The organism is Microbacterium sp. Be9, from assembly GCF_011754135.1.
GTDB lineage: Bacteria > Actinomycetota > Actinomycetes > Actinomycetales > Microbacteriaceae > Microbacterium > Microbacterium maritypicum_A.
In genome coordinates this window covers 291,163-316,097 of sequence record NZ_WNWT01000002.1, presented here as the reverse complement: position 1 = coordinate 316,097, position 24,935 = coordinate 291,163, and the positions used below count along the sequence as shown (strand labels likewise).

The 24,935-nt window shown below is 68.4% G+C and carries 22 protein-coding genes and 1 tRNA gene; 10 read left to right on the top strand and 13 right to left on the bottom strand.

Features of this window, described 5'->3' with window-relative positions; all coding sequences use genetic code 11:
* Positions 1–136 precede the first annotated feature (136 nt).
* Together GLO27_RS02560 and GLO27_RS02555 are read left to right on the top strand one after the other, a co-directional pair.
* Positions 137–218, top strand: a tRNA-Leu gene (locus tag GLO27_RS02560).
* A 97-nt stretch (positions 219–315) separates the two neighbouring features.
* Positions 316–1,095 carry a VTT domain-containing protein gene (locus GLO27_RS02555; RefSeq protein WP_021199667.1) on the top strand — a complete coding sequence of 260 codons (780 nt, stop codon included), beginning with the start codon at positions 316–318 and terminating at the stop codon, positions 1,093–1,095.
* A 36-nt stretch (positions 1,096–1,131) separates the two neighbouring features.
* Here GLO27_RS02555 and GLO27_RS02550 read toward each other — a convergent pair whose 3' ends face one another.
* Positions 1,132–1,941: a Ku protein gene (locus GLO27_RS02550; protein WP_021199668.1), complete on the bottom strand. Its 810-nt coding sequence runs from the start codon at positions 1,939–1,941 to the stop codon at positions 1,132–1,134.
* A 150-nt stretch (positions 1,942–2,091) separates the two neighbouring features.
* On the opposite strand from GLO27_RS02550, the gene ligD reads away from it, so the two are divergent.
* Positions 2,092–4,053: a non-homologous end-joining DNA ligase gene (gene ligD / locus GLO27_RS02545; protein ID WP_167253442.1), complete on the top strand. Its 1,962-nt coding sequence runs from the start codon at positions 2,092–2,094 to the stop codon at positions 4,051–4,053.
* A gap of 17 nt (positions 4,054–4,070) precedes the next feature.
* On the opposite strand, the gene GLO27_RS02540 is transcribed toward ligD, so the two are convergent.
* The 4 genes from GLO27_RS02540 to murI form a co-directional block, all read right to left on the bottom strand.
* Entirely contained in the window at positions 4,071–4,991 is a 921-nt protein-coding gene (locus tag GLO27_RS02540) for a cation diffusion facilitator family transporter (RefSeq protein ID WP_029260589.1), read from the bottom strand.
* Between the two features lie 103 nt (positions 4,992–5,094).
* On the bottom strand, positions 5,095–5,694 hold the full coding sequence (gene rdgB / locus GLO27_RS02535; RefSeq protein ID WP_167253440.1) for an RdgB/HAM1 family non-canonical purine NTP pyrophosphatase: 600 nt from the start codon (positions 5,692–5,694) through the stop codon (positions 5,095–5,097).
* Complete coding sequence (rph, locus tag GLO27_RS02530) at positions 5,691–6,428, bottom strand: ribonuclease PH (RefSeq protein ID WP_167253438.1); 738 nt, start codon at positions 6,426–6,428, stop codon at positions 5,691–5,693. The genes rdgB and rph overlap by 4 nt, the downstream gene beginning before the upstream one ends.
* Before the next feature lie 52 nt (positions 6,429–6,480).
* Positions 6,481–7,311 (bottom strand): glutamate racemase, encoded by an 831-nt coding sequence (murI, locus tag GLO27_RS02525; RefSeq protein WP_021199673.1) that lies wholly within the window; start codon positions 7,309–7,311, stop codon positions 6,481–6,483.
* Between the two features lie 63 nt (positions 7,312–7,374).
* Between murI and GLO27_RS02520 the strand changes: the two genes are divergently transcribed.
* Complete coding sequence (locus tag GLO27_RS02520; protein ID WP_167253436.1) at positions 7,375–8,700, top strand: nicotinate phosphoribosyltransferase; 1,326 nt, start codon at positions 7,375–7,377, stop codon at positions 8,698–8,700.
* A 2-nt stretch (positions 8,701–8,702) separates the two neighbouring features.
* Here the strand turns inward: GLO27_RS02520 and GLO27_RS02515 are convergent, their stop codons facing one another.
* From GLO27_RS02515 to GLO27_RS02505, 3 genes are read right to left on the bottom strand one after another with little or no spacing between them, the layout of a single operon-like run.
* Positions 8,703–8,969: a DUF3039 domain-containing protein gene (locus tag GLO27_RS02515; RefSeq protein ID WP_026049764.1), complete on the bottom strand. Its 267-nt coding sequence runs from the start codon at positions 8,967–8,969 to the stop codon at positions 8,703–8,705.
* 40 nt (positions 8,970–9,009) lie between these two features.
* Positions 9,010–10,575: a hypothetical protein gene (locus GLO27_RS02510; RefSeq protein WP_021199675.1), complete on the bottom strand. Its 1,566-nt coding sequence runs from the start codon at positions 10,573–10,575 to the stop codon at positions 9,010–9,012.
* Positions 10,551–11,495 carry an ABC transporter ATP-binding protein gene (locus GLO27_RS02505; protein WP_292775430.1) on the bottom strand — a complete coding sequence of 315 codons (945 nt, stop codon included), beginning with the start codon at positions 11,493–11,495 and terminating at the stop codon, positions 10,551–10,553. The genes GLO27_RS02510 and GLO27_RS02505 overlap by 25 nt, the downstream gene beginning before the upstream one ends.
* 1,197 nt (positions 11,496–12,692) lie before the next feature.
* Here GLO27_RS02505 and GLO27_RS02495 point away from each other — a divergent pair.
* The 4 genes from GLO27_RS02495 (at position 12,693) to GLO27_RS02480 (ending at position 16,316) form a co-directional block, all read left to right on the top strand.
* The gene (locus GLO27_RS02495) at positions 12,693–13,385 is read left to right on the top strand and encodes an NTP transferase domain-containing protein (RefSeq protein WP_017828502.1); all 693 of its coding nucleotides are present in this window, start codon (positions 12,693–12,695) and stop codon (positions 13,383–13,385) included.
* A 79-nt stretch (positions 13,386–13,464) separates the two neighbouring features.
* The gene (locus GLO27_RS02490) at positions 13,465–14,403 is read left to right on the top strand and encodes a hypothetical protein (RefSeq protein ID WP_167253434.1); all 939 of its coding nucleotides are present in this window, start codon (positions 13,465–13,467) and stop codon (positions 14,401–14,403) included.
* A gap of 72 nt (positions 14,404–14,475) precedes the next feature.
* Entirely contained in the window at positions 14,476–16,074 is a 1,599-nt protein-coding gene (locus GLO27_RS02485; RefSeq protein WP_167253432.1) for an acyl-CoA carboxylase subunit beta, read from the top strand.
* A gap of 47 nt (positions 16,075–16,121) precedes the next feature.
* Positions 16,122–16,316: an acyl-CoA carboxylase subunit epsilon gene (locus tag GLO27_RS02480; protein WP_036331215.1), complete on the top strand. Its 195-nt coding sequence runs from the start codon at positions 16,122–16,124 to the stop codon at positions 16,314–16,316.
* Between the two features lie 341 nt (positions 16,317–16,657).
* Here GLO27_RS02480 and GLO27_RS02475 read toward each other — a convergent pair whose 3' ends face one another.
* The 5 genes from GLO27_RS02475 to GLO27_RS02455 form a co-directional block, all read right to left on the bottom strand.
* Entirely contained in the window at positions 16,658–17,857 is a 1,200-nt protein-coding gene (locus tag GLO27_RS02475; protein WP_021199681.1) for an ROK family transcriptional regulator, read from the bottom strand.
* Positions 17,858–18,210: 353 nt separating this feature from the next.
* Positions 18,211–19,203, bottom strand: a complete 993-nt coding sequence (locus GLO27_RS02470; protein WP_231479847.1) for a hypothetical protein — start codon at positions 19,201–19,203, stop codon at positions 18,211–18,213.
* Complete coding sequence (locus GLO27_RS02465; protein ID WP_021199683.1) at positions 19,200–20,435, bottom strand: ATP-binding protein; 1,236 nt, start codon at positions 20,433–20,435, stop codon at positions 19,200–19,202. Before GLO27_RS02465 ends, GLO27_RS02470 begins: the two co-directional genes overlap by 4 nt.
* Entirely contained in the window at positions 20,425–21,084 is a 660-nt protein-coding gene (locus GLO27_RS02460; RefSeq protein WP_021199684.1) for a response regulator transcription factor, read from the bottom strand. Before GLO27_RS02460 ends, GLO27_RS02465 begins: the two co-directional genes overlap by 11 nt.
* Positions 21,085–21,125: 41 nt before the next feature.
* Positions 21,126–22,370, bottom strand: coding sequence for a TRAM domain-containing protein (locus tag GLO27_RS02455; RefSeq protein ID WP_021199685.1), 1,245 nt, complete (start codon positions 22,368–22,370; stop codon positions 21,126–21,128).
* A 23-nt stretch (positions 22,371–22,393) separates the two neighbouring features.
* Between GLO27_RS02455 and GLO27_RS02450 the strand changes: the two genes are divergently transcribed.
* Both GLO27_RS02450 and GLO27_RS02445 read left to right on the top strand, forming a co-directional pair.
* Positions 22,394–23,032, top strand: a complete 639-nt coding sequence (locus GLO27_RS02450; protein WP_167253430.1) for a Maf family nucleotide pyrophosphatase — start codon at positions 22,394–22,396, stop codon at positions 23,030–23,032.
* 78 nt (positions 23,033–23,110) lie between these two features.
* Positions 23,111–24,877: a biotin carboxylase N-terminal domain-containing protein gene (locus GLO27_RS02445; RefSeq protein ID WP_021199687.1), complete on the top strand. Its 1,767-nt coding sequence runs from the start codon at positions 23,111–23,113 to the stop codon at positions 24,875–24,877.
* Positions 24,878–24,935: the final 58 nt, after the last annotated feature.

Here is a 24,935-nt window from a genome sequence, read left to right as displayed (position 1 = left end):
GGCATCCTCGCAACAATCCGAGGCCTGCCTCGGAAGTTATCCACAGGCCTTCCCCGCGCCCGACCGTCGGCCGGCGCGGACTACGGGCTGATCCCCAGACACGCGGATTCGGTGATCAGTAGACTGATTCCACCGCGCGGGAGTGGTGGAATTGGCAGACACGCAGGATTTAGGTTCCTGTGCCCCAGGGCGTGTGGGTTCAAGTCCCACCTTCCGCACGAGAGACGACGACGACCTTTCTCCGGTCGTCACGACATCGCTCTGTTCTACCGCCGACCATTCACGACCGACGGGACTCCCCCAGTGCTCGAAACCATGCTGCACGCACCGACCGCTCTCATCCCCTGGCTCGATCCTGCGACGATCATCGGGACCGCCGGGCCGTGGGCACTGCTCGTGGTGTGCTTCATCATCTTCGCCGAGACCGGTCTGCTCGTCGGATTCCTACTTCCCGGTGACACCCTCCTGGTGATCGCCGGCCTCCTCTCGCACCCGATCGCGGGCTCCGAGCACGGCGTCTTCGGCATCAGCGTCTGGTGGGTCGCCCTCCTGATCGGCCTCGCGGCGTTCGTCGGCGGTGAAGTCGGATACGTCATCGGCCACAAGGGCGGACCGGCGGTCTTCGAGCGCAAGGAATCGGGCCTCTTCAGCAAGAAGAACGTCGAACGCACGAACGCGTTCTTCGAGCGCTTCGGCGGCATCACCGTGATCCTCGCGCGCTTCGTGCCGATCGTGCGGACCTTCGCCCCGGTCGCCGCCGGCGTCGGCCACATGCCGTGGCGCAAGTACACGCTCTACAACCTGATCGGTGCGGTCCTCTGGGGCTTCGGGCTCACGATGTTCGGCTACCTCATCGGGTTCATCCCGCCGGTCGCCGAGTTCGTGGAGAGCTACATCGACCTCATCCTGCTCGCGGCCGTCGGCGGCACCGCACTCGTCACGCTGTGGCACTACCTGTCCGAGCGCCACAAGGCGAAGAAGGCCGAGGCGGCCGGCGAAGACGTGGTCACCGATGCCGAGGAAGCGCAGGAACTCGTGCTCGACGCCGACGTGTTCGACCGCGCCCCTGACCTGGACGGCGACGGCAAGCACTGATCGATCATCGGGTGCCGGTTCCTCGGCACCCGATGATCACCCCGCGTTCTTCGCGCGCTCTTCCTTCGAGCGCGCCACGCTCGCGCGCAGCGCCTCCATGAGGTCGATGACCTCGCCGCCCTCGGCCGCTTTCTCTGCTTCCCCGAAGGTCTCGGCCACGTCGAACGTGTCGCCCGCCTCGATCTTCGCGTCGATGAGGGTACGGAGCTCCTTCTGGTACTCGTCGACGAATGCCTCGGGGTCGAAGTCCGCCGAGTAGCTGTCGACGAGCGAGGCCGAGAGCTCCAGCTCCTTCTTCGAGATCCGCACGTCCTCGTCCAGCGCAGGGAACGCGGCTTCGCGCACCTCATCGGCCCAGAGCAGGGTCTGCAGCACGAGGACCTTCCCCCGCACCCGGAGCGCGGCGAGCCGTGTCTTCTGCCGAAGTGTGAAGCGCACGATCGCCGTGCGGTCCGTCTGTTCGAGCGTCTTCCGCAGCAGCACATACGCCTTGGGCGACTTCGAATCGGGTTCGAGGTAGTACGGCTTGTCGAGGGTGAGCAGGTCGACCTGCTCGGAGGGCACGAACTCGACGACGTCGATCTCCCGGCTCTTCTCCGCGGGGAGGGCGGCGAGGTCGTCCTTCGTCAGCACGACGGTCTGGCCTTCGTCGACGTAGGCGCGGTCGATGTCGGCGTACGCCACGGTCTCTCCGCAGACTTCGCAGGTGCGCTGATAGCGGATGCGCCCGCCGTCCTTCTCGTGCACCTGATGCAGCGGCACGTCGTGGTCCTCGGTCGCGGAGTACACCTTGACCGGCACATTCACGAGCCCGAACGTCAGTGCGCCCTTCCAGATCGTCCTCATCACACCAGTAGACACCAGTCACAGCCGTCACGACCAGCCCCTTGACGGCGCCAGCCCCTGGCGGCGCTACCCCTGGCGACGCTACCCCTGGCGGCGCTACTCCTGGCGACGCTACCCCTGGCGATGCTGCGCCTTGACTACGCTGGCCCCATGGTCGCAGACGCGCAGATCGTGCAGGTCGACGGTCGTCGTCTGCGGGTGACGAACCTCGACAAAGTCGTCTACCCCTCCACCGGCACCACCAAGGGCGAGGTCATCGCCTACTACACGGCCATCGCTCCACTCCTGCTCCCCCTCCTCGCCGGGCGCCCCGTCACGCGCAAACGCTGGGTCGAGGGCGTCGGGACCGCGGATGCCCCGGCCGACGCCTTCTTCACGAAACAGCTCGAACCGGGCGCACCCTCGTGGATTCCTCGACAGGCGATCCAGCACTCGGACGGTCCGAAGGAATACCCCCTCGTCCAGGACATCCCGACTCTCGTGTGGCTTGCGCAGGTCGCCGCCATCGAGCTGCATGTGCCGCAGTGGCGCTTCTCCTCCGCGGGCCTTCCCGGCAACCCCGATCGACTCGTCCTCGATCTCGATCCCGGCCCCGGCGTGGGGCTGGCGCAGTGTGCCGAGGTCGCCCGCATCGCGCGCGTCCTCCTGTCCGGCATGGGGCTCGACCCTCTGCCGGTGACCAGCGGAAGCAAGGGCATCCACCTCTACGCGTCATTGCCCGGCGAGCAGACGAGCGACGAGGTCTCCGCCGTCGTCAAGGAGCTCGCACGGATGATCGAGAGCGATCACCCGGACCTCGCGACCAGCGTCATGGCGAAGGCGGTCCGAGGGGGAAAGGTGTTCCTCGACTGGAGCCAGAACAACGGCAAGAAGACCACCATCTCGCCCTACTCCCTCCGCGGACGTGCACAGCCCTGGGTGGCGGCCCCTCGCACGTGGGAGGAACTCGACGCCCCGGAACTCGCGCAGCTCGACCTCGACGAGGTGCTCGCGCGAGCCGCCGCGGGAATCGACCCGCTCGCGATGCTCCGCCCGCCGGCGACGACTCCGCTCCCGCAACCCGCGAAGACCCATCACTCCCATCGATATCCCCGAAGCTCTCCCGCCCCTGGCGCCGCTGTCGCCCCTCCGGCCACGGCGTCGATGGCGCCGATGCTCGCGGAGAACGGCACCCCCGGAGTGGCACGCGCACTGAGCGACCCCTCGTGGGTCGAGGTGAAGTGGGACGGCATCCGTGCGATGGGCACCTGGGCAGACGGGCGCATGCTGCTGCACGCGCGCCGCGGCACGGACATCACGGCCCGGTATCCCGAACTCACTGCTGACGGCGCGCCCTTCCTCCCCGTGGCGGACGCCGTCGTCGACGGCGAGATCGTCGCGTTCGACTCCCACGGCCGGCCGAGCTTCTCCCTCCTCCAGAACCGGATGCACCTCACCCGGCCACGGGAGATCGAACGCGAAGTGGTCCGCACCCCCGTCGTCTACATGCTGTTCGACCTGCTGCGTCTCGACGGACACGACCTCACCGGTATGACTCTGCGCGAACGCAGGACCCTGCTCGAGGAGCTGATCGACGATCTCGACGCCCCCGTGCAGATCCCTCCCGTGTTCGACGACGTGGACGCGGCACTCGCCGCGAGCAGGGAGTTCGGACTCGAGGGCGTCGTCATCAAGGATCCTCAGTCGCGATACCGGCCAGGGCAGCGCTCCCCCTCGTGGCTGAAACTGAAGCACACGCGGATGCAGGAGGCGGTGATCGTCGGTATCCGGCCAGGGAAGGGCGACAGGGAGAGCACGCTCGGATCTCTGCTGCTCGCCGTGCCCGATCCGGACCGAGGAACGGGCGGTCTCCGCTACGTCGGACGTGTGGGGACCGGATTCACCGACCGAATACTGCGCGACCTGCTCGCACGACTCGATCCGCTGCGCGTGGACGCTGCCCCACTCGACGGCGTCCCCGCGCCCGATGCCTCCGACGCCCTGTGGGTGCGTCCGGAAGTCGTGGGCGAGGTCGAGTTCGCGAACTGGACGCCCGACGGTGTGCTCCGCCATGCCCGTTGGCGGGGGCTCCGCCCGGACAAGAGCCCGCACGAGATCGCCGTCGAAAGCTGAGGTCAGGACCGGATCGCTCAGGCGTGTCGCGGTTCGCAGTCCGCCTGTTCCGCAGGCTCGATCTGGAAGGTCGAGTGCGCCACGTCGAAGTGGTCGGCGAGGCATGCCTGCATCTCGGTCAACAGCTGCGACGAGCGTCCGTCGGCGAACAGCTCCGGTTCGATGCTGACGTGGGCCGTGAACACCGGGGCCCCGCGGGTCAGCTGCCAGACATGGACGTCGTGCACCCCGACGACACCGTCGTACCCGAGCAGGTGGGTACGGATCTCGCTCACCGCCGTGCCCTTCGGCGCGGACTCGGCGAGAACCGAGAACACCTCCCGCAGCAGCGCGATGGCCCGGGGGATGATCATCGCCGCGATGAACAGCGAGGCGATGGCGTCGGCCGGCATCCATCCGGTGATGAGGATGACCGCGGCTGCCACGATGACCGCCACCGAACCGATCAGATCTCCCATCACCTCGAGGTACGCACCGCGCACGTTGATGCTGGTGCGCTGCGCACGACTCAACAGCCACATCGACACCGCGTTCGCGAGGAGCCCGACCACGGCGACGACCAGCATCAGCCCGCCGGCGACCTCGACCTCCCCCGGATTGATGAGTCGCCCGATCCCCTCGATCGCGACCCAGGTCGCGAGGGCGATCAGGATCACCGCGTTGATCAGCGCGCCGAACACCTCGGCGCGCTGGTACCCGAAAGTGCGCCGGTCGTCGGCCGGACGTGCGGCGACGGTGGCGGCGATGAGGGCGATCACGAGACCGGAGGCATCTGTGAACATATGCGCGGCATCGGCGAGCAGCGCCAGAGAGCCCGAGAGCAGTGCGCCGACGACCTGCACGAGCATCACCGTCGCAGTGAGGGACAGCGAGATCGCGAGCAGGCGTCTGCTGCTCGCGGAACGGATGCCACCGGGGGCGGGTGCGTGATCGTGCATGCCCCCAGGCTAGACCGGGATCGAGGGCCGGAAGGCGGGTTCCGGCTAGTCGGGAAGGGTAACGATTCTCAGCTTCAGCAGCAGTTTCTCGCGGCCGCCGCGCTCAGAGCGCGGCAAGCAGCGGAACCAGTTCCGCGAAGGCGCGCGCTCGGTGCGACTGCGCCTGCTTCTCATCGGAGGAGAACTCACCCACCGACCGCTCCTCCCCTGCCGGCTGGCCGTCAGGGATGAAGATCGGGTCGTACCCGAAGCCGCCGGCGCCCGACGCCGTATGCGCCAGGCGACCCGGCCAGCGTCCCTCCACGACCTGCTCCCGGCCGTCCGGCAGCACGAGGGCGATCGTCGAGGTGAAGTGCGCGGAGCGGTGGGGGTCGGCGATGTCGTGCAGCTGGTCGAGCAGCAGCTCGAGATTCGCCGTCGCGTCCTTCTTCTGCCCCGCCCAGTAGGCGGAGAACACCCCCGGTGACCCGCCGAGCACGTCGACGCAGATGCCGGAGTCGTCGGCGAGCGCAGCGAGTCCTGTGTGAGCGGCGGCCGCTCGCGCCTTGATGAGCGCATTCTCGGCGAACGTCACGCCGTCTTCCACCGGCTCCGGACCGTCGTAGCCGACGATCTCGAGGTCGGGGCGTGTCTGCTCCACGATCTGCTGGAACTCCGCGACCTTGTGCGGATTGTGCGTCGCGAGAACGACTCGCATCGTCATTCCCCCTTCAACGCGGCGATCTGCGTGCCCTTCAGATCGGCGCATCCGGCCAGACCGAGCTCGAGCAGCGCATCCAGTTCCCGCTTGTCGAACGGTGCGCCCTCGGCTGTTCCCTGCACCTCGACGAAGAGCCCGCGGCCGGTGACCACGACATTCATGTCGGTCTCGGCGCGCACGTCCTCGACATATGCCAGGTCGAGCATGGGCTCGCCGTCGATGATCCCGACCGACACCGCGGCGACCGAGTCGAGCAGCGGCGTGGAGTTCTTGCCGATGAACTTCTTCTCCCGGCCCCATTCGATCGCGTCGGCGAGCGCCACGTACGCGCCGGTGATGGCCGCCGTGCGCGTGCCGCCATCGGCCTGCAGCACGTCGCAGTCGATGACGATCGTGTTCTCGCCGAGCGCCTTCGTGTCGACGACGGCCCGCAGCGCGCGCCCGATCAGTCGCGAGATCTCGTGGGTGCGACCGCCGATGCGGCCCTTGACGCTCTCTCGGTCGTTCCGGCTGTTCGTGGCGCGCGGGAGCATGGAGTACTCGGCCGTGACCCAGCCCTTGCCCTTGCCGGTCAGCCAGCGCGGGACGCCGTTGGTGAAGGAGGCGGTGCACAGCACCTTGGTGCCGCCGAAGCTGATCAATGCCGATCCCTCGGCGTGCGCGCTCCAACCGCGCTCGATCGTGATCTCACGAAGCTGATCGGTGGAGCGGCCGTCGACGCGGACGATTTCAGACATGTGCTTCTTTCAGGTCGGGATGGCGGAGCGAATCGGAGCGACTCGATCCGGGTTACTCGAAAGCGATCTCGGGGAGGGTGATCACGCCGGTCTGGACCAGTTGCACGTCCCGGACCTCGCGGCCCATCAGGCGGTTGGCCAGCGCGGTGAAGTCATCGGTCGAGGCGCCGGTGGCCTCGTACACGTAGCTGGCGGTGGCATCCGGCGACGCGAGCAGATCACCCCGGACGAGCTGGCGGTAGACGTCGCCTGCCGTCTCATCGTCGCTGGAGACGAGGGTGACGCCCTCTCCCATGACGTAGCTGATCGCGCCCCGAAGGAACGGATAGTGCGTGCAGCCGAGCACGAGTGTGTCGACCTCGGCGTCTCGAAGGGGCGCGAGATACTCCTCGGCGACCGCGAGCACCTCCGGGGTACCCGTGATCCCGGCCTCGACGAATTCGACGAAGCGCGGGCAGGCGGCGGTGAACACCTGCAGCCTCTCGTTGACCTCGAGCATGTCCTGGTAGGCGCGCGAGCCGATGGTGCCGACAGTGCCGATCACACCGACTCGTCCGTTGCGCGTGGTGGAGACCGCGCGGCGCACCGCGGGGCCGATCACCTCGACCACCGGAACGTCGTAGCGCTCGCGAGCGTCGCGGAGCATGGCGGCGGAAGCGGTGTTGCACGCGATCACCAGCATCTTGACGCCCTGCTCGACCAAGGTGTCGAGCACTTCGAGGGAGTAGCGGCGCACGTCCGCGATGGGCTTCGGACCATACGGCGAGTGCGCGGTGTCGCCGATGTAGACGAACGACTCCCGGGGCAGCTGGGCGCGGATGGCTCGCGCCACCGTGAGCCCGCCGACACCGGAGTCGAAGATCCCGATCGGCGCGTCGTTCATGACTCCCCAGCCTACCCGCGCGGAACCCGCCGCGCGCATCGGTGCTCTCACTAAACTGAGCGCATGACCACGTCGACGGCGCTGCTCACCGACCGCTATGAGCTGACGATGCTCGCCGCTTCCCTGCGTGATGGGACGGCGTTCCGCCCCAGCGTCTTCGAGTTGTTCTCCCGACGGTTGTCCGGCGGCCGCCGTTTCGGTGTCGTCGCGGGCACCGGCCGCCTCTTGGGCCTCTTGCGCGACTTCCGCTTCGGCGACGACGAACTGCGGTTCCTCAGAGACGAGAACGTCGTGGATGCCGCGTCCATCGCTCACCTCGAGAACTATCGGTTCACCGGATCCATCCGCGGCTACCGCGAAGGCGAGCTGTACTTCCCGGGCTCTCCGATCCTCACGGTCGAGGGCACGTTCGCCGATGCCGTGGTGCTCGAGACTCTCGCGCTGAGCGTGCTCAACCACGACTCCGCCGTCGCCACCGCCGCATCGCGCATGAGCATCGCCGCCGGCGAACGTCCGCTGGCCGAGATGGGCTCCCGCCGAGCCGCCGAGCGCTCGGCCGTCGCCGCAGCCCGGGCCGCATACATCGCCGGTTTCGGGGCGACGAGCAATCTCGAGGCCGGACGACGCTGGGGCATCCCCACGATGGGCACCGCCGCGCACTCCTGGACGCTCCTGCACGACACGGAGGAGGAAGCCTTCCGCTCCCAGGTCGCGAGCATGGGCACCGGAACGACGCTGCTCGTCGACACGTACGACATCCGCACGGGTGTCGAGACGGCGATCCGCGTCGCCGGCACGGAGCTCGGCGGCGTCCGGATCGATTCCGGTGACCTCCCGATCGTCGCGGGCGATGTCCGCGCGCAGCTCGACGAACTCGGTGCGACGTCGACACGCATCACCGTGACCAGCGACCTCGACGAGTATGCGATCGCCGCCCTCGCCGCCTCGCCCGTCGACGCCTACGGGGTCGGAACGTCAGTCGTCACCGGGTCCGGGTATCCGACCGCCAGCATGGTCTACAAGCTGGTGGCGCGCCAAAATGCCGAGGGGTCCTGGATCGGCGTCGCGAAGGCGTCCGCCGACAAGGCATCGCATGGCGGACGCAAAGCGGCGTTCCGCACACTGGTCGACGGCGTCGCCACCGCAGAGACGATCGTCGTGTCGGACGGCTTCGAAGATCTCGACACTGCGGCCGAGCACCCCGAGGGCCGCCCGCTGCAGGTGACGTTCGTCGAGGCAGGCGAGATCGACTCCTCGTACGAGGGAGTCGACGGCACGGCAGCGGCACGCGCTCATCATCTGCGTGTTCGCGAAGAGCTCCCGGTACGTGCGCTCGCGCTCAGCAAGTCCGACCCGGCGATTCCCACCGTGTATCTCGAAGCCGACTGAGGTCAGCCGATCATCGACTCGTAGATCTCCTTGCATGTGGGGCAGATCGGGAACTTCTCCGGGTCACGGCCCGGGGTCCACTTCTTGCCGCACAGCGCGCGCACCGGCTTGCCGGTGATCGCGGACTCGAGGATCTTGTCCTTCTTCACGTAATGCGAGAAGCGCTCATGGTCACCCGGTTCGAGATTCTCCTCGCGGAGGAGCTCTTCCAGTTCGCGATCAAGCGTTGCCACGCCGCCCTGATCGGGGCTGTCCAGCGGAGTACTCATCCCGTGAGTCTAGCGGCGTCGAACGCCCAGCGGGCGGTCCTCACGCGGTCTCGACGAACTCCATCAGGCGCTCTCCACTGCGCTCGAAGATGCGACCGCCGACGACGGCTCCGGCTGCCGCGGTCACGAGACCGACGAGAAGCCCGACCCAGAAGGTCGCCGGAGCGTACGCCGAACCGTCGAGAATCGTCGCTGCGAACAACCAGATGGTCGGCACGCTCAGCACGATGGCGCCGAGCAACGCCGCTGCAGGACCGTACGCCCCGCGAGAGGTCGGTCGCTGCGGCTGCTGGAACGGACTGTCACCAGGCCGCGAGACCGCATACGGAGCCACGACCGAGACGATGCTCGAGACGCCGAGCGCGCAGAACAGCAGACTGGCCGCCAAGCCGCCCAACGGCAGCAGCAGACTCCAGTCCCCGATCAGCGCGAGTGAGAGCGGAACCGCGATGGCGAGAACGGGGATGGCGACGAGCAGCACAGGAACGAGACGCCCGAGACGATCAGGAAGCCCCCGGACGCCACTCGCGACGTGGGTCCACAATGCCGTCGAGTCGTAGGCGACGTCGTTGTGCGGCAGCCACCCGAAGAACAGCGCCATCACCGGCACGGGCACGAGCGCGGCGATCTCCAACGGGACTCCGGCCACGACGAGCGGGAGCATCGAGAGCACGCCGGCCACGGGGACGACGATGATGTTCATGATGTAGCGACGGTCACGAAGCCAGTACACGAGGCTTCGCGCCGCGATCGCACCGAAGGCGTTCGACGGCAGCAGCCCGAACCACCCGAGTCCGGTGCGCTCGCGCAAGGCGACCGGACGCTCGGTCGTGGTCAGCAGACGCCGGACGAGCCACGTCCACACCATCCAGAGGAGAGCGACGGTGAGCACCACGATGACACCGCTGATCCACGCGGAAGCGGTCGCACCGGCCGCGGAATCGAAGAGGAAGGCGGGGGCAGCAGCGAACGGGCTGTAGCCGAACACGCTCGACAGGGTCGCCAGAGACGGGGGCACGAGACCGTCCCAACGAAGCGATCCGAAGAAGACCGCGACAGGGAAGGCGACCACGATCAGCGCGAGTGCGAACAGCGCCGTGAGCTCGCGGGAGCGGCGCTCGGGAAGGAGCAGTGCATTGAGGGCCATACCGATCCGCGAGACCAGCATCGTTGTCAGGACACCGGCGATCGTCACCAGCACAGCCAGAGGCCAGGGCGTGCCTGCTCCGATCGCGACGATGCAGACACTGATGTAGACGGCGAGAAGTGCCATGCTCGGCACGCTGACGAAGGCGGCCAGTGCGAGCACCCAGGGCATCTGGCGATCATCGACGCCGAAGACCGCGAAGCGTCTCGGGTCGAGCTGATCGACGGCCCCGACGAGGATCGGGCCGACGAGGAATCCGATGAGAAGGGCCGCGCCACCGAGCACCGTGACCGCGCGGGCCACCGGTACAGAGGCTGCGGCAAGGCTGAACACGGCGACGCACACCGCGGCGGTGACCGCGACCACCGCGACGAACGAGACGATCGATCGAACCCGACGGTCGCCGCGCAGGGAACCGAGAAGAAGCGCGAGTCTCAGTCGGAGAACGTGTGCAGCCACTCGAGCCCCTCCACCTCTCCGCTGGTGCCGGCGAGTTCCACGAAGCGCGCTTCGAGCGTCTGACCCGCGCGCACCTCGTCGATCGTCCCCTCGGCGAGCACTTCTCCGCCGACGATGATCGCGACGCGCGAACACACGCGTTCGACGAGATCCATGCCGTGGCTGGAGAGGATCACCGTGCCGCCGTGCGACACATAGGCGCGGAGGATGTCCAGGATGACCGCCGACGAGACGGGGTCCACCGACTCGAACGGCTCATCGAGGACCAGCACGCGCGGCGAATGGATCATGGCCCCTGCGAGCATGATCTTCTTCGTCATGCCGGCCGAGTAGTCCGAGACCACGCGGCCGAGGGCATCGCCCAGATCGAAGGCACGAGCGAGGTCGGCCGCGCGCTTCTCGATCACATCCGCGGCGAGGCCGCGCAGCAACCCGTAGTAGTAGAGCAGTTGCCGACCGGTGAGGCGGTCGAACGTGCGCAACCGATCGGGGAGCACACCCATCAGCCTCTTCGCCGCGAGCGGCTTCTTGGCCTGGTCGACACCGCAGATGACGACGCTGCCCGCGTCGGCGCGGAGAAGCCCGGCGACGATCGAGAGCGTCGTGGTCTTGCCGGCACCGTTGGGCCCGACGATTCCGTAGAACGACCCCGCGGGCACGGTCAGGTCGATGCCGTCGACTGCACGGTTGTCGCCGAACTGCTTCACGAGCCCGCGGATGCTGATCGCCTCGCCGGCGGAGAAGACCTCATCGGGCTTCACGGCGTCGGAAGCTGCGTCGTCGGAGTCCCCGATCGCCTGGATGACCTCGATCGACTCCGCCTCGGACGGATCGCCGGCGGCCGTTTCGGTCTCGAGAAGTTCCGCACTGACAGATTCCTCGACAGGCTCCGCGGCGAGAGGCGACTCCGAGGCGGGCACGGGCGCAGGCTCGGCGGCGGGCGCAGGCTCCGCGACAGACCCGGTCGGCGCCGCAGCGGATGCGGCCGGAGGAACGGTCTCGACGACCGGTTCGGTCTCGAGCACGGGAGAGGCCGCAAGAGGAGCGGCCGCGACGGACGGAGCTTCGGGTGCGGTCACCGCCGTCTCCGTGGCCGCCTTCGCCTCCTCTGCGGCCTTCTTCGCCGCCGCCTTCTTCGCGGCCGCCATCTTGGCGGCCGTGGCCTTCGCGGCCGTGGTCTTCGCGGCAGCCGAGCGCACCGTGGTCTTCGCCGCGGCCGCTTTGGATGCAGCGGCCTTCGCCGCCGTCGTCTTGGCTGCCGTCGTCTTCGCAGCCGTCGTCTTGGCAGCCGCTGTCTTCGCAGCCGTCGTCTTCGCAGCCGCTGTCTTCGCCGCCGTCGTCTTCGCAGCCGTCGTCTTCGCCGCCGTCGTCCTCGCCGCCGTCGTCCTCGCAGCCGTCGTCTTGGCCGCGGTGGTCTTCGCAGCCGTGGCCTTCGCGTCGGCATTGCGCGCCGCGGCGGTGCTCCGGGCGGAGCTCGCGGTCGACGAGAGGTTCGCCGTCGAGCCGTTGACGGCCTTGACGAGCGGCTCGACCACGACATCCGCACTGGGAGCCGCTTTCTCGGCAGCAGCCTGCGTCCCGGACGTCGCTGCCGACGACTTCCCAGCCGACGACTTCGACACCGCGGCACTGCCGGCCTTCGAACCCGCGGAGGTGCTCGCGCTCGCAGGCGTCTTCACCGCGGGTTTCTTCGCGGCGGGCGTCTTCGCGGCGGGCTTCTTCACCGCGGGCGGTCGCGCCGACTTCTCGGCGGCGGATGCCGCGTCCGGACTCTGCTTCTTCGCCGGCGCGCGCTTCGCCGACGTCTTCTCTTGCGCGGTCTCGGTTTGGTCCACCTGGGCGGTGCGGTCGTCAGGGGAGGCAGTCACCGTCCTACGGTATCAACGGGTGCCTGTACGCCAAGGCCGCCGCGCAATAAACTGCCCTCGGATCGCGCATTTCCGCCGCGATCGCACGGGAGACGGAACCCTGTGCATCCGGTGTGTAGTCGGTCACGAAATGACAACAGGGGCCTCCCGGCCCTGAGCTTCCCAGGCGGAATCGATACCATGAACGCGGCACGACGAAGTGTCTGGTCGGTTAATCGACCGTGAACACAACTTCCTTTAGGAGCACTCGTGACTCTTCAGACCGTCATCCTCGCCGCCGGAATGGGCTCGCGCCTCGGCCGCGCGCTGCCGAAGCCGCTCACCGAACTGAGCGACGGCCGCACGATCATGGGCCAGCAGCACGACAACATCCGCGCCGCATTCGGTTCGGACGCCCGCATCACCACCGTCGTCGGCTACCGCGCCGAGACCATCATCGACGCGTTCCCGCAGGTCAACTACGTCCACAACGAGCGTTATGACGAGACCAACACCTCGAAGAGCCTCCTGCGCGCCCTGGGCGCGACCGGTCGCGGCGGAGTTCTCTGGATGAACGGCGATGTCGTCTTCGACCCGATGATCCTCGGCCGCGCACTCGAGTACATCGAGCGCGACCAGTCGTTCGTCACGGTGAACACCTCCAAGGTCAGCGACGAAGAGGTGAAGTACACGGTCACGGCCGAGGGCTTCATCAATGAGCTGTCCAAGACCGTCAAGGGCGGACTCGGCGAGGCCGTGGGAATCAACTACATCTCCTCCGCGCACAAGAAGGCGTTCATGCGTCAGCTGCAGCGCGTCGAGGACCAGGACTACTTCGAGCGCGGCCTCGAGCTCGCGATCGCCGAGGACGGCCTGCTGCTCGAGCCGATGGACGTGTCCGACCTGTACGCGGTCGAGGTCGATTTCGCGGAAGACCTGGAGCGTGCGAACCTCTTCGTCTGATCGCTCGACTCGAAAGCCCGGCCTCTCGGAGGGGCCGGGCTTTCGGCGTTTTCGCGGGCGGGCTCCATAGGATCGCACCATGGCTCCCAAGGTGCACAAGATCCATTCGCTCCCGGACGACGCTCCGTGGGACAAGGGCGTGCCCCCTGCCGGATCGGCGGAGCACCCGATGATGGTGCGCGGCCTCGACCGGGTGCTGTCGATCCAGCGCCCGCTCGTCCTGGCGCACATCCGGAGCATCCGCCTGCGCAATCCGCAGGCATCGCCTGCGGAGATCATCCGCATCCTGGAGCGTCGATACCTCGCAGCCGTGACGACGGGCGGAGCGGCGGTCGGCGCGACGGCGGTCGTCCCCGGGATCGGCACTGGCATCACGCTCGCGCTCTCCGGCGTGGAAACGGTCGGCTTCGTGGAGTCCACCGCTCTGTTCGCGCAGTCGGTCGCCGAGGTGCACGGGATCGCGGTCGCGAACCCGGATCGCGCCAGAGCGCTGGTGATGACGCTGATGCTCGGCAAAGAGGGCGTCGACCTCGTCGGACAGCTCGCCGGTCAGGTGGCCGGGCGCGGAGGAAGCAGATCGTCGTACTGGGGCGAGCTCGTCGCGAAGTCGCTCCCCCGCGCCGCGGTCGGCCCCCTCGTCGATCAGCTCAAGAGCATGTTCGTGAAGCAGTTCGCGGCGAAGGGCGGCGCTTCAGTCATCGGCAAGGCACTCCCGTTCGGCATCGGCGCTGCGATCGGAGGCGCGGGGAACAACATCCTCGGCCGTCGCGTGCTGACGACGTCCCACAAGGCCTTCGGTGCCGCCCCGATGGACCTTCCCCTCGAGTTGGAACCCGTGCCCGGCGCCGAGAAGCTGGAGCTGCGGATGCTGCGAGGTGCCCGCTACGCGGGCAACGCGGTCGCGGGAGCGGCCGGCACGACCGTGCGCGGGGTGGAGTGGGCGGGACGCAAGGCCCGCTCGATCGGCCGCCGCCCCAAGACCGACCCGGAGCTCGAGTCCGGTGAACCCGAGCGCTGAGCGCACTTCGCCAAAGGATCGGGCGACCCGTTGTGGCGAGCATCCAACAGCCGGAGGCGAGCCGACGATAAGGTGGAATCCGTGACGGACAAGCCCGACCTCTTTACCACCGCCGGCAAGATCGCGGATCTGCGCGCTCGCTATACAGAAGCCGTCGTCGACGCAGAAGCGAAGGCGAAGGAGAAGCAGCACGCGAAGGGCAAGATGACCGCCCGCGAGCGCATCGAGCTGCTCGTCGACCCCGGGAGCTTCGTCGAGTTCGACGAGTATGTGCGCCACCGCACCACGGCCTTCGGCATGGATCGTTCGCGACCGTACGGCGACTCGGTCGTCACCGGCGTCGGCACGATCAACGGCCGCACGGTCGCGGTGTACTCGCAGGACTTCTCCACCTTCGGCGGCTCGCTCGGCGAAGTCGCCGGCGAGAAGATCATCAAGATCATGGAGTTCGCCCTCGCCGGCGGGATGCCCTGCATCGGGATCCTCGACTCGGGGGGCGCACGCATCCAGGAAGGCGTCGTCGCCCTCGGCAAGTACGGCGAGATCTTCCGCCTGAACACCCGCGCGTCCGGAGTGATCCCGCAGATCTCCATCATCATGGGGCCGGCTGCGGGCGGCGCGGTGTACTCCCCCGCCCTCACCGACTTCGTGATCATGGTCGACAAGACCAGCCAGATGTTCGTGACCGGCCCCGACGTGATCAAGACGGTCACCGGCGAGGACGTCGGAATGGAAGAGCTCGGCGGCGCCTACACGCACAACACCCGATCGGGCGTCGCGCACTATCTCGCCGAAGACGAGGACGACGCGATCGACTACGCCCGCACGCTCCTCAGCTTCCTGCCGGACAACAACATGGCGGAGCTTCCCACATACGAGAGCAACTTCGAGTTCGAGACGACCGACGCCGACCGCGCGCTGAACACGCTCGTCCCCGACTCGACCAACCAGCCGTACGACATCCACACCGTCATCGAGCACGTGGTCGACGAAGGCGACTTCCTCGAGGTCCAGCCGCTCTTCGCGCCCAACATCGTGATCGGCTTCGGACGCATCGAGGGCCGGTCGGTCGGCATCATCGCCAACCAGCCTTCGCAGATGGCCGGCACGCTAAACATCGAAGCCGGCGAGAAGGCGAGCCGCTTCGTACGCTTCTGCGATGCCTTCTCGATCTCGATCGTCACGCTCGTCGATGTCCCCGGCTACCTCCCCGGCACCGATCAGGAGTGGACCGGCGTCATCCGCCGCGGTGCGAAACTGCTCTATGCATACGCCGAGGCGACCGTGCCGCTGGTCACCGTCATCCTGCGCAAGGCCTACGGCGGTGCCTACATCGTGATGGGCTCGAAGCAGCTCGGCGCCGACGTGAACCTCGCATGGCCGACGGCCGAGATCGCGGTGATGGGCGGCCAGGGCGCGGTCAACATCCTGTATCGGGGCGAGATCAAGAAGGCGGAGGAGGCCGGCGAGGACGTCGCGGCCGTCCGCACCCGACTCGCGAACGAGTACACCTACAACGTGGCCTCCCCGTTCCTCGCGGCAGAGCGCGGCGAGCTCGACGGGATCATCGAGCCGGCCAACACCCGCGTCTCGATTGCGAAGGCGCTGCGCGCGCTGCGTGGCAAGCGTGCCGAGCTGCCCCCGAAGAAGCACGGGAACATCCCGCTGTGACCGGGCATGACACGCAGGACCACGGTGCTTCGAGTTCGGAGGCGCCGATGCTCGACATCATGCGCGGGACGGCTACGGAAGAAGAACTCGCCGCCCTCATCGCCGTGATCAGCGAGGCCTACGCGACCGAGGCGGCGGATGCCGTCGCCGAGGAGCCGTCTGTATCGGCGTGGACGCGGACACAGCGTCCGCTCCGCCGTCCGCTGCGGCGCGACATCCCGTGGGGACGTTTCGCGGGCTGACAGCTGCGGAGCATCATGCGTCGCCTCCGGTGACGTAAGAGTGCGTCTGCGTGATCCGAGAACCCTCCGCTTCACGAATCACGCAGACGATCGTCGCAGGACCCCCAGAGCCCCGCTCGGCGACGTTCCCCGCTGCCGCCTCACCCTTCCCGTGAAGGGTCGGGCGTCCACCCCGGCTCAGACCGGAATCGCTTTCTCGACGTGCGACGGTGCCGAGCGCACGGGGAGACGGTGGATTCCCCTGGTCTGATCGTTGGGGGAACGCCAAATACTACATCGAATAGACTTATAGTCGCAAACCCGCGACCTCGACCGCTGCCGGACGGCGTAGGGTCCGGAGATCAGCTCTCGAGCAACAGGTCGGAGGCGCGAGGGCTGAGAACGGAATCGAGCACGACGCACGCGGCCCCCACGGCACCGACGTCGTCCCCGACGACGGTGCCATCGACGGGGAGAGTGCGCACCGCGCGGGTCGCACTCGCGTGATCGAGCCTGCCGGGAACCTCTCGGAGGTACACATCGGCGAGCCGTGACCAGAAAGGGCCTCCGAACACGACCCGATCCACATCGAGCATGTTCGTCAGAGCCGCCGTCAGCACCGCGATGTGTGCCGCTGCCTGTCGCAGAACCTCGACCGCCGCGGCATTCCCGTCCGCTGCGTACTCGCACAGTCGGCTGAATCTCGCATCGACTGCCGCAGCATCGGACGCCTGGTGGGCGTCGTCGAACACTCCCGCGCGCTCAGCCCGTTCGACGATCGCCTGCGGGGTGCAGACGACCTCCACGCACCCTCGGGACCCGCACCAGCATGAGGGCCCGTCGGGGTCGACGATGATGTGCCCGACCTCGCCGATGTTGCGTGTGCTCCCGCGGACCGCCTCGCCGTCTCTCGCCAGGGCGGCGCCGATGCCGATCCCCAGGTAGACGAACACGAAGGAGTCGTCGGCCGACTCGCGTCGTGTCCACAGCTCTCCGACCGCGGCCGACGTCGTGTCCTTCTCGAGCACCACCGGCATCGCCGTCATCTCCGCCAGCACCGCGCGCAGCGGCACACGATGCCACCCGGCGAGCTTCGGCGGGTCGATGACCGTGCCCTTCTCGGCGTCGAGCGGACCGGGAGCCGCGACTCCCACCCCTGCGATCCGCGAACGATCCACACCGGACTCCGCGATCAGGGCATCGATCGTCTCCGCCATGGCCTCCACGATCCGGAGCGGATCATCGGCCGGCGTGCGCACACTCCGGCGTCTGACGATGGCGCCGGACAGGTCGAGCAGCACGAACGTCATCAGGGCGGGATCGAGGTGCACGCCGACCGCGAAGCGGCTGTCGGCGACGAGCCGCAGGGTCACGCGCGGCTTGCCCGGTCCATTGATCGTGCGGCCGGCCTCTCGGATGAAGCCGTCATCGAGCAGTCGCCGAGTGATGTTGGTGACGGTCTGCGCCGACAGCCGGGTCGCGGTCGACAGCTCGATCCTGCTCAACCCCTCGCCTGATTGGCGGATCGCCTCCAGGATCACGGACTGGTTGAAGTCGCCCATACGCGGAAGATTGGTGCCACGACGCGTTCCCATCGTCCAATGATCCCCCATCGACGGGAAAATCGTGTCCCCCGAAATGCCGAATCTTGTCCCCCAAAATACCTACAGACAATGTTTGCGGAACCCCTCAGACTGAAGAGGACGCTTCGCGTTCGGCTGGTCTCTCTGTCCCAGGGTAGACAGACGCTGATCGGCCACCAGCGGATGGTTTTCGGGTAACTGTCCGCACGGAGAGGGGCAGGCGGATTCGCCGCCCCTCTCCCACTCTCACATCCTCGACTCCGGTCACCTCCCCAGGCCGGGGCCGAGGACGGAGCCGAGGTCGCTCACCGGTCCTGCCGAAAGTTCTTCCGTCAGCGCGGAATCTCGTGCCAGAGGTCGACCGCGTCGTCATCACCCGAGGAGCGGGTGCCCGCGCGGCCCACCACCGTCACGGCGACACGCGGGTCCCGCCCCGAGCGGATGATGAGCCGAGATGTCTGTGCATGACTCAGCACGACCGCCAGTTCGTCCCTGATCGCCTTGCGACGGGACTCGTCTATGCCGTCGAACCCGCCCTCATCGAAGACGGTCACGACCACTCCACGCCGTCGGGCAGCTTCGATCGCGTTGCGTACCGCGTCGTTGAGGAGGTCGGCGCCGCGCAGTTCGTCGCGCAGCCTGCCCTCGGCGAGCCGCGCGTCCAGACGTTCCTGATCGTTCAACACGCCTCGCGCCGCGACCACTCTGCTGAGCACCGGACCGGCGACAGCCAGAGCGAACTGCGTGCGCAGACGCCTCTCGCGCTGACGCACCCGCTGCGTGGCATGCCACGCGGACACCGCCTGCTGGATCTCGGCGAGGCGCTCGGTGTCGCGCACCGCACGATCCCAGAACATCACGAGGAGTCGAGCGACGGCCACCCACATGATCGAGCCGACCAGCCCCAGGTTGAGGGCCACGACGAACCCCAGAGCCACCGACGCGGCCAGGACGAGCACCGCCAACACGAGCCAGCCGATCAGAGACCGCCGACGCACCACACACACGACCGCGAGCAGTCCGAGCGCCCCGATGTACCAGGTCGCGAACGGGGCGGTACGATCCGCCGGCTCGAGCGAGAAGGTCACGAGCACGGGAATCGCCATGCTCGCGAGCAGCGCGAGGACCGCCGACCACGTCGGCATCCGCACCGAGGAGCCGTCGCCGAGGATGGCGATGTTCACGACCACGAGATACAGGCCGATGGCGAGGACCATGAGCAGCGGAGCGGTTGGCTGCTCGATCCACCAGATCCCCCGTGCGACGAAGTACAGGGCGAAGCCGACGGCGAGAGAGGTGGCGACGCTGCGCACGGTGCGGTTCACGCGCGCTCCCATCCCAGCGTCACGGTCGTGCCGTGCGCGTCGGAGACGATGTCGGCCGTGCCGGCGACGCCCGCCATACGTGCGAAGATCGACGCCCGGATCCCGAGACGGTCGGCACCGATCGACGCCACGTCGAAGCCGCCGCCGGTGTCCGAAACCGTCACGCCGATCCCCTCGTCGCCGTGCCCCTCGACGATGATGTGGAGTCCACGACCGTTGGCGTGGGACACGGCGTTGCCGATCGCCTGCCGCGCGGCGAGCACGAGTGCGCGAGCGGCCCGCCCGGGTATGAGGCCGATGCCGCCGCGCTCCTCGACGATCGCATCAGCGCCGAGCTCGGACAGGGCTCTGCGCAGCTCCACGACGATCTGCGCCGTGCCCACCGGCTCGTCACTGCCCTCCTGCGCGACGGCCGCTTCGGTATTGGCGAGGCGAGTGAGCGCCTCCCGGGCCATGGCGACGGCGAGCTCTTCGGCACGCTCCCCCTCAGCCCGCTCCGCGGCGATCAGCGCGGCGAGGACGCTGTCATGCATCAGTGCCGACATCGTCGCCCGCTCCTCCTCCGCGGCGGCCGCCGCAGCCGCTGTCGAGTACGACGCCACCGCCTGTCCCCTGGCCTCGTCCACACCGGCGGCGACGGAACGGAACATCCAGCCCAGGGAGATGATGACGACCCCGAGGATGAGGGTGAACGACACGTCGAACGCGGTCGTCACCCAGAACTCGCGCGAGAACTCCCCCTGGACGAGCCGCACGTAGCCGTAGACGAACGGCATCCCCGCCGCCCAGGCGAACTGGAGCGGCAACGGGAACGCGAGCATCGCCGCGACCACGCCGACATTGACCAGGAAGAAGATCCAGGGCTGCTCGCCGGCGCCCTTGTCCGACGGGTCGACGATCGTCGGCCAGGCGGCGAGCGCGAGGACGTAGACCACGGCGAAGATACCGGAGAAGGTGCGCACCCCCCGGCCCACCAGACAAGCGACCAGCATCGCAGCCAACGGCACGAACACCACGATCAGGGTGACGACGTGCGCAGGATCCGCGTGCGAGAGCGACGCCATCGCAGAGATCAGCGCCTGCGCGCCGAGAACCGCCGAGCCGATCGCGACGACGATCGCGAGGATCCGCTCCATGCGTGTGCCGGTGAAGCGCTCGTACGCCGTCTCCGTGCTCCCCGGAGAGGGGATCTTGCTCCACGCGTCGCGGATGCTGAGCGGCTCAGCGGCCACCGGGTGCCTCGTCAGCCGTGACGATCCCGTCTTCCATCGCCCGGCGCAGCAGATCGACCTTCGTCGGCGCCGGACGCCCGACCTCGACGTACTTCACGCGGATGCGGGTGATGTTCTCCTTGGCCGTGGAGTAGGCGACACCCAGCTTCTCGGCGACGGCCTTCAACGGCAGCCCCGTCGCATACAGACGGAGCACCTCGCGTTCGCGCGTGGCGAGCTGCGCATCGGCGAACGCCCGGTCTCCCTCGACCGCGCTCGCCCATTCGACGTTGTTGAGAGCCTCGCCTTGCGCCACCGTGCGGATCGCGTCGAGCACGTCGTCGAGGGCGGAGGACTTGCTCACCACGCCGGCGGCCCCGGCGGCGAGCGCCTCGCGCACGGCTGCCGGCCGATCGGCGACGCTGTGGATCACGACGCTCGCGCCGTCGTTGACCAGCGAGGTCACGTTCTCGGTCACGGTCGTGCCGTCGCCGAGGGTGAGGTCGAGGACGACCACCTCGGCAGGTGCGGCCGCGGTGGCTTTGCGCCATTCGAGGTAGGAGACCACCGTGCTCCCGGAGAAGACCACGGTCTGCGAATCACGCGCGCACGCGGCCTCGAGGCCGAGGCGAACGGACTCGTGATCGTCGATGAGTGCGACCGTGCTCATCCCCTCAGCCTACTGAGTCCCCCCGAGAAGCCGCGGATCGCTCATCGTGTGAGCAGCGCGACGACTTCGAAGTGGTGCGAGTGCGGGAACAGATCGAAGCCCCGAAGTCGGTCGACGTTCCAACCGAGGGTGCGGAAGGTGCCGAGATCCCGGGCGAGTGCCACGGGGTCGCACGCGACGTACGCGATGGCCTCCGGCGCGAGTGCGTGCACCGCTTCGACGACCTGCCGACCGGCACCGGCGCGGGGCGGGTCGAGCACGACGGCGCCCGTGCGCCCGCTCTTCTGCGTCGCCAGGAAGCGATCGACGCGCGCCGTCACGGCGTTCACTTCGAGCGGCGCGAGATTCGCGGCGGCGTGCGCAGTGGCGCGTGCACTGGACTCGACCGTCACGATGTCGGTCCCGCCGAGATCGGCGAGCGTCGCGGCGAACAGTCCGACCCCTCCATACAGGTCGTAGTGCGTCTTCTGGTCGTCGACATGTCCGTCGAGGATTCCGTAGACCGCGGCGTCGAGCACGGAGGCCGCACGCGGGTGCACCTGCCAGAAGCCCGTGGCGTCGACCTCGAATCGACGGTCGTTGACCATCTCGTGGATCACCTCGGGAGTGGGACGCTTGCGGAACCCACGCTGCACGCGGGGGGCGCGCTCGGTCTCCTCACGTCGGATGACGCGCACCGTGCCGTCGGCGGGCTCGACGAGTTCGATGCGGCCGGGGGCCTCGCCCTGCAGCGCGAGCGCCGCTTCGGCGATCGCGGGCCTGGCCAGCGGATGCGAGGTCACGGGGACGACGCGGTGGCTGCGTGCGGCGAACGGACCGGCGACTCCCGTGTCGTCGACATGCAGGGTGACGCGTGTGCGCCATCCGAGACCGTCGCCCGATTCCACCGACTCGATCTCGGGGGCGACCAGACCGCTGCCTGCGAAACGCTCCAGCGCCTCGGTCAGCACGCGCTGCTTGAGCTCACGCTGGTGGTCGATGTCGATATGGCCGAGGTCGGCGCCACCGGGGCGGTCGGCCGGGTCCCGCGACACGTCGGCTTCCGCCCACACGTGCGGGCGACGGTGCTCCGACGCCTCCAGCACCTCGATGGTCTCGGCCCGCCAGAAGCTGCGGGTCGAGGCGTCCGCCCCCTCCTGCGGGGCGATCACCCGGGCCCGGACCCGCTCTCCGGGGATCGCGTCGGAGACGAAGACCACGCGTCCCTCGTGGCGGGCGATGAACGTGCCCCCGTGCGCGATGCCGGTGATGTCGAGTTCGAGCACGTCGGCTGGGGAGGAAGTCATTCTTCGAGGATACGGTGGTGGACATGCGCGTCTGCCTCGCCTCCACCTCGCCCGCCCGCCTCATGCTGCTCCGGCAGGCGGGAATCGAACCGCTCACGGTGTCGCCCGACGTCGATGAGGATGCGGTCGCTGCCGCCGAGGAGGAGAAGAGGGGCGCCCCCCTCGCGCCCGAGGAACTGGTGCTTCTGCTCGCCCGCGCGAAGGCGGCCGCCGTCGCACGGAGCCTCGCTGCGGACGGGACCTTCGACGGCCTGGTGATCGGCGGGGATTCGATGTTCGCGCTCGGCGGGCGGGTCTACGGCAAGCCGTACACCGCCGAGGAGGCGACCAGGCGCTGGCAGGAGATGCGCGGCGAGACCGGCATCCTGCATTCCGGGCACTCGGTGTTCCGGGTCTCCCCCGACGCCGAACCCAAAGAGGCCACCGCGGTCGCCGCGGCCGCCGTGACGTTCGCCGACGACGTGAGCGACGCCGAGATCGCCGCGTACGTCGCCTCCGGAGAGCCGCTCCTCGTGGCGGGAGCCTTCACCGTCGACAGCCTGGGCGGGGCGTTCATCACCCGTGTGGACGGCGATCCTTCGACGGTCGTCGGCATGTCCCTGTCGACCGTCCGCCGTCTCGCCACCGAGCTCGGTGTCCGTTGGATCGACCTCTGGTCGTAGACTCCCCTCCACGTTTTCCCGACTTTCTTGTGGGGAGTCGTCAAAGGGATCGGGGTCGTTCTCGCTAGGCTGGCAAGCATGCCTGCTATCGCCAAGGTGCTCATCGCCAACCGCGGCGAGATCGCCGTCCGCATCATCCGCGCCGCCCGCGACTCCGGGATCGCCTCGGTCGCCGTCTACGCCGACCAGGACCGGGATGCCCTGCACACCCGCCTCGCCGACGAGGCCTACGCTCTCGGCGGCTCGACCAGCGCGGAGACCTACCTCCAGATCGAGAAGATCCTCTCCATCGCCCGCCGCGCCGGTGCCGACGCCGTGCACCCCGGCTACGGGTTCCTCGCCGAGAACGCCGAGTTCGCACGCGCCATCATCGAGGCGGGGATGACCTGGATCGGCCCGTCTCCGGAGGCCATCGAGGCTCTCGGCGACAAGGTGACCGCGCGTCACGTCGCTGAGAAGGTCGGCGCGCCTCTCGCTCCCGGCACCCCCGGCCCCGTCGAAGGCGCCGATGAGGTCATCGCCTTCGCGAAGGAGTTCGGCCTCCCGATCGCCATCAAGGCCGCGTACGGCGGCGGCGGACGCGGCCTCAAGGTCGCCCGCGAGCTCGACGAGGTCGCCGAGCTCTTCGAATCCGCCACCCGCGAGGCCGTCGCCGCCTTCGGACGCGGCGAGTGCTTCGTCGAGAAGTACCTCGACAAGCCGCGTCACGTCGAGACCCAGTGTCTGGCCGATGCCGCAGGAAACGTCGTCGTCATCTCGACGCGCGACTGCTCGCTGCAGCGCCGCCACCAGAAGCTCGTCGAAGAGGCACCGGCCCCGTTCCTCACGGAGGAGCAGAACGAGCTGCTCTACTCGGCATCGAAGGCCATCCTGAAGGAGGTCGGATACGTCGGTGCCGGCACCTGCGAGTTCCTCATCGGCGCCGACGGCACGGTCTCATTCCTCGAGGTGAACACGCGCCTGCAGGTCGAGCACCCCGTCTCCGAAGAGGTCACCGGTATCGATCTGGTGCGCGAGCAGTTCCGCATCGCGGCCGGCGGCACCATCGACTACGACGACCCGAAGCCCCAGGGGCACTCGATCGAGTTCCGCATCAACGGCGAGGACCCCGGTCGCGGATTCCTGCCCCAGCCCGGCCCGATCCACGTCTTCAAGACCTTCGGAGGCCCCGGCATCCGTCTCGACTCCGGCGTCACCGCCGGCGACTCGGTGTCCGGCGCCTTCGACTCCCTGCTCGCGAAGATCATCGTGACGGGCAAGGACAGGGCGGAAGCGCTGGAGCGCTCGCGCCGCGCACTCGATGAGTTCGAGGTCGCCGGTCTCCCCACCGTCATCCCGTTCCACCGCAAGGTCGTGCGCGACCCCGCGTTCACGGCGGAGGACGGCGAGTTCGGGATCTTCACCCGCTGGATCGAGACCGAGTTCGTCAACGACATCCCCGCGTGGGACGGGGAGCTCGAAGCACCGACCTCCGCCGAAGCACGTCACACCGTGGTCGTCGAGGTCTCCGGCAAGCGCCTCGAGGTGAGCCTCCCCGACCGCGTCGCCGTCGCCGCCGGCACCGCCGGACGCCCGGCAGCGGTTCCGCCGTCGCGCCGCAGCCACGCCACCACCGCCAACGCCGGGGCCTCCGGCGACGCGGTGAAGTCGCCCATGCAGGCGACCGTCGTCAAGATCGCCGTCGCCGACGGACAGCAGGTCGTCAAGGGCGACCTGGTGGTCGTGCTCGAAGCCATGAAGATGGAGCAGCCGCTGCAGGCGCACAAGGACGGCGTGGTCGGCAACATCAACGCGGATGCCGGCGCCACGGTCTCCGCAGGACACCAGCTGCTCACGATCAGCTGACACCCGGCATCAGCGGAAAGGGCGCCCCACCGAGGTGGGGCGCCCTTTCCGCATCTCT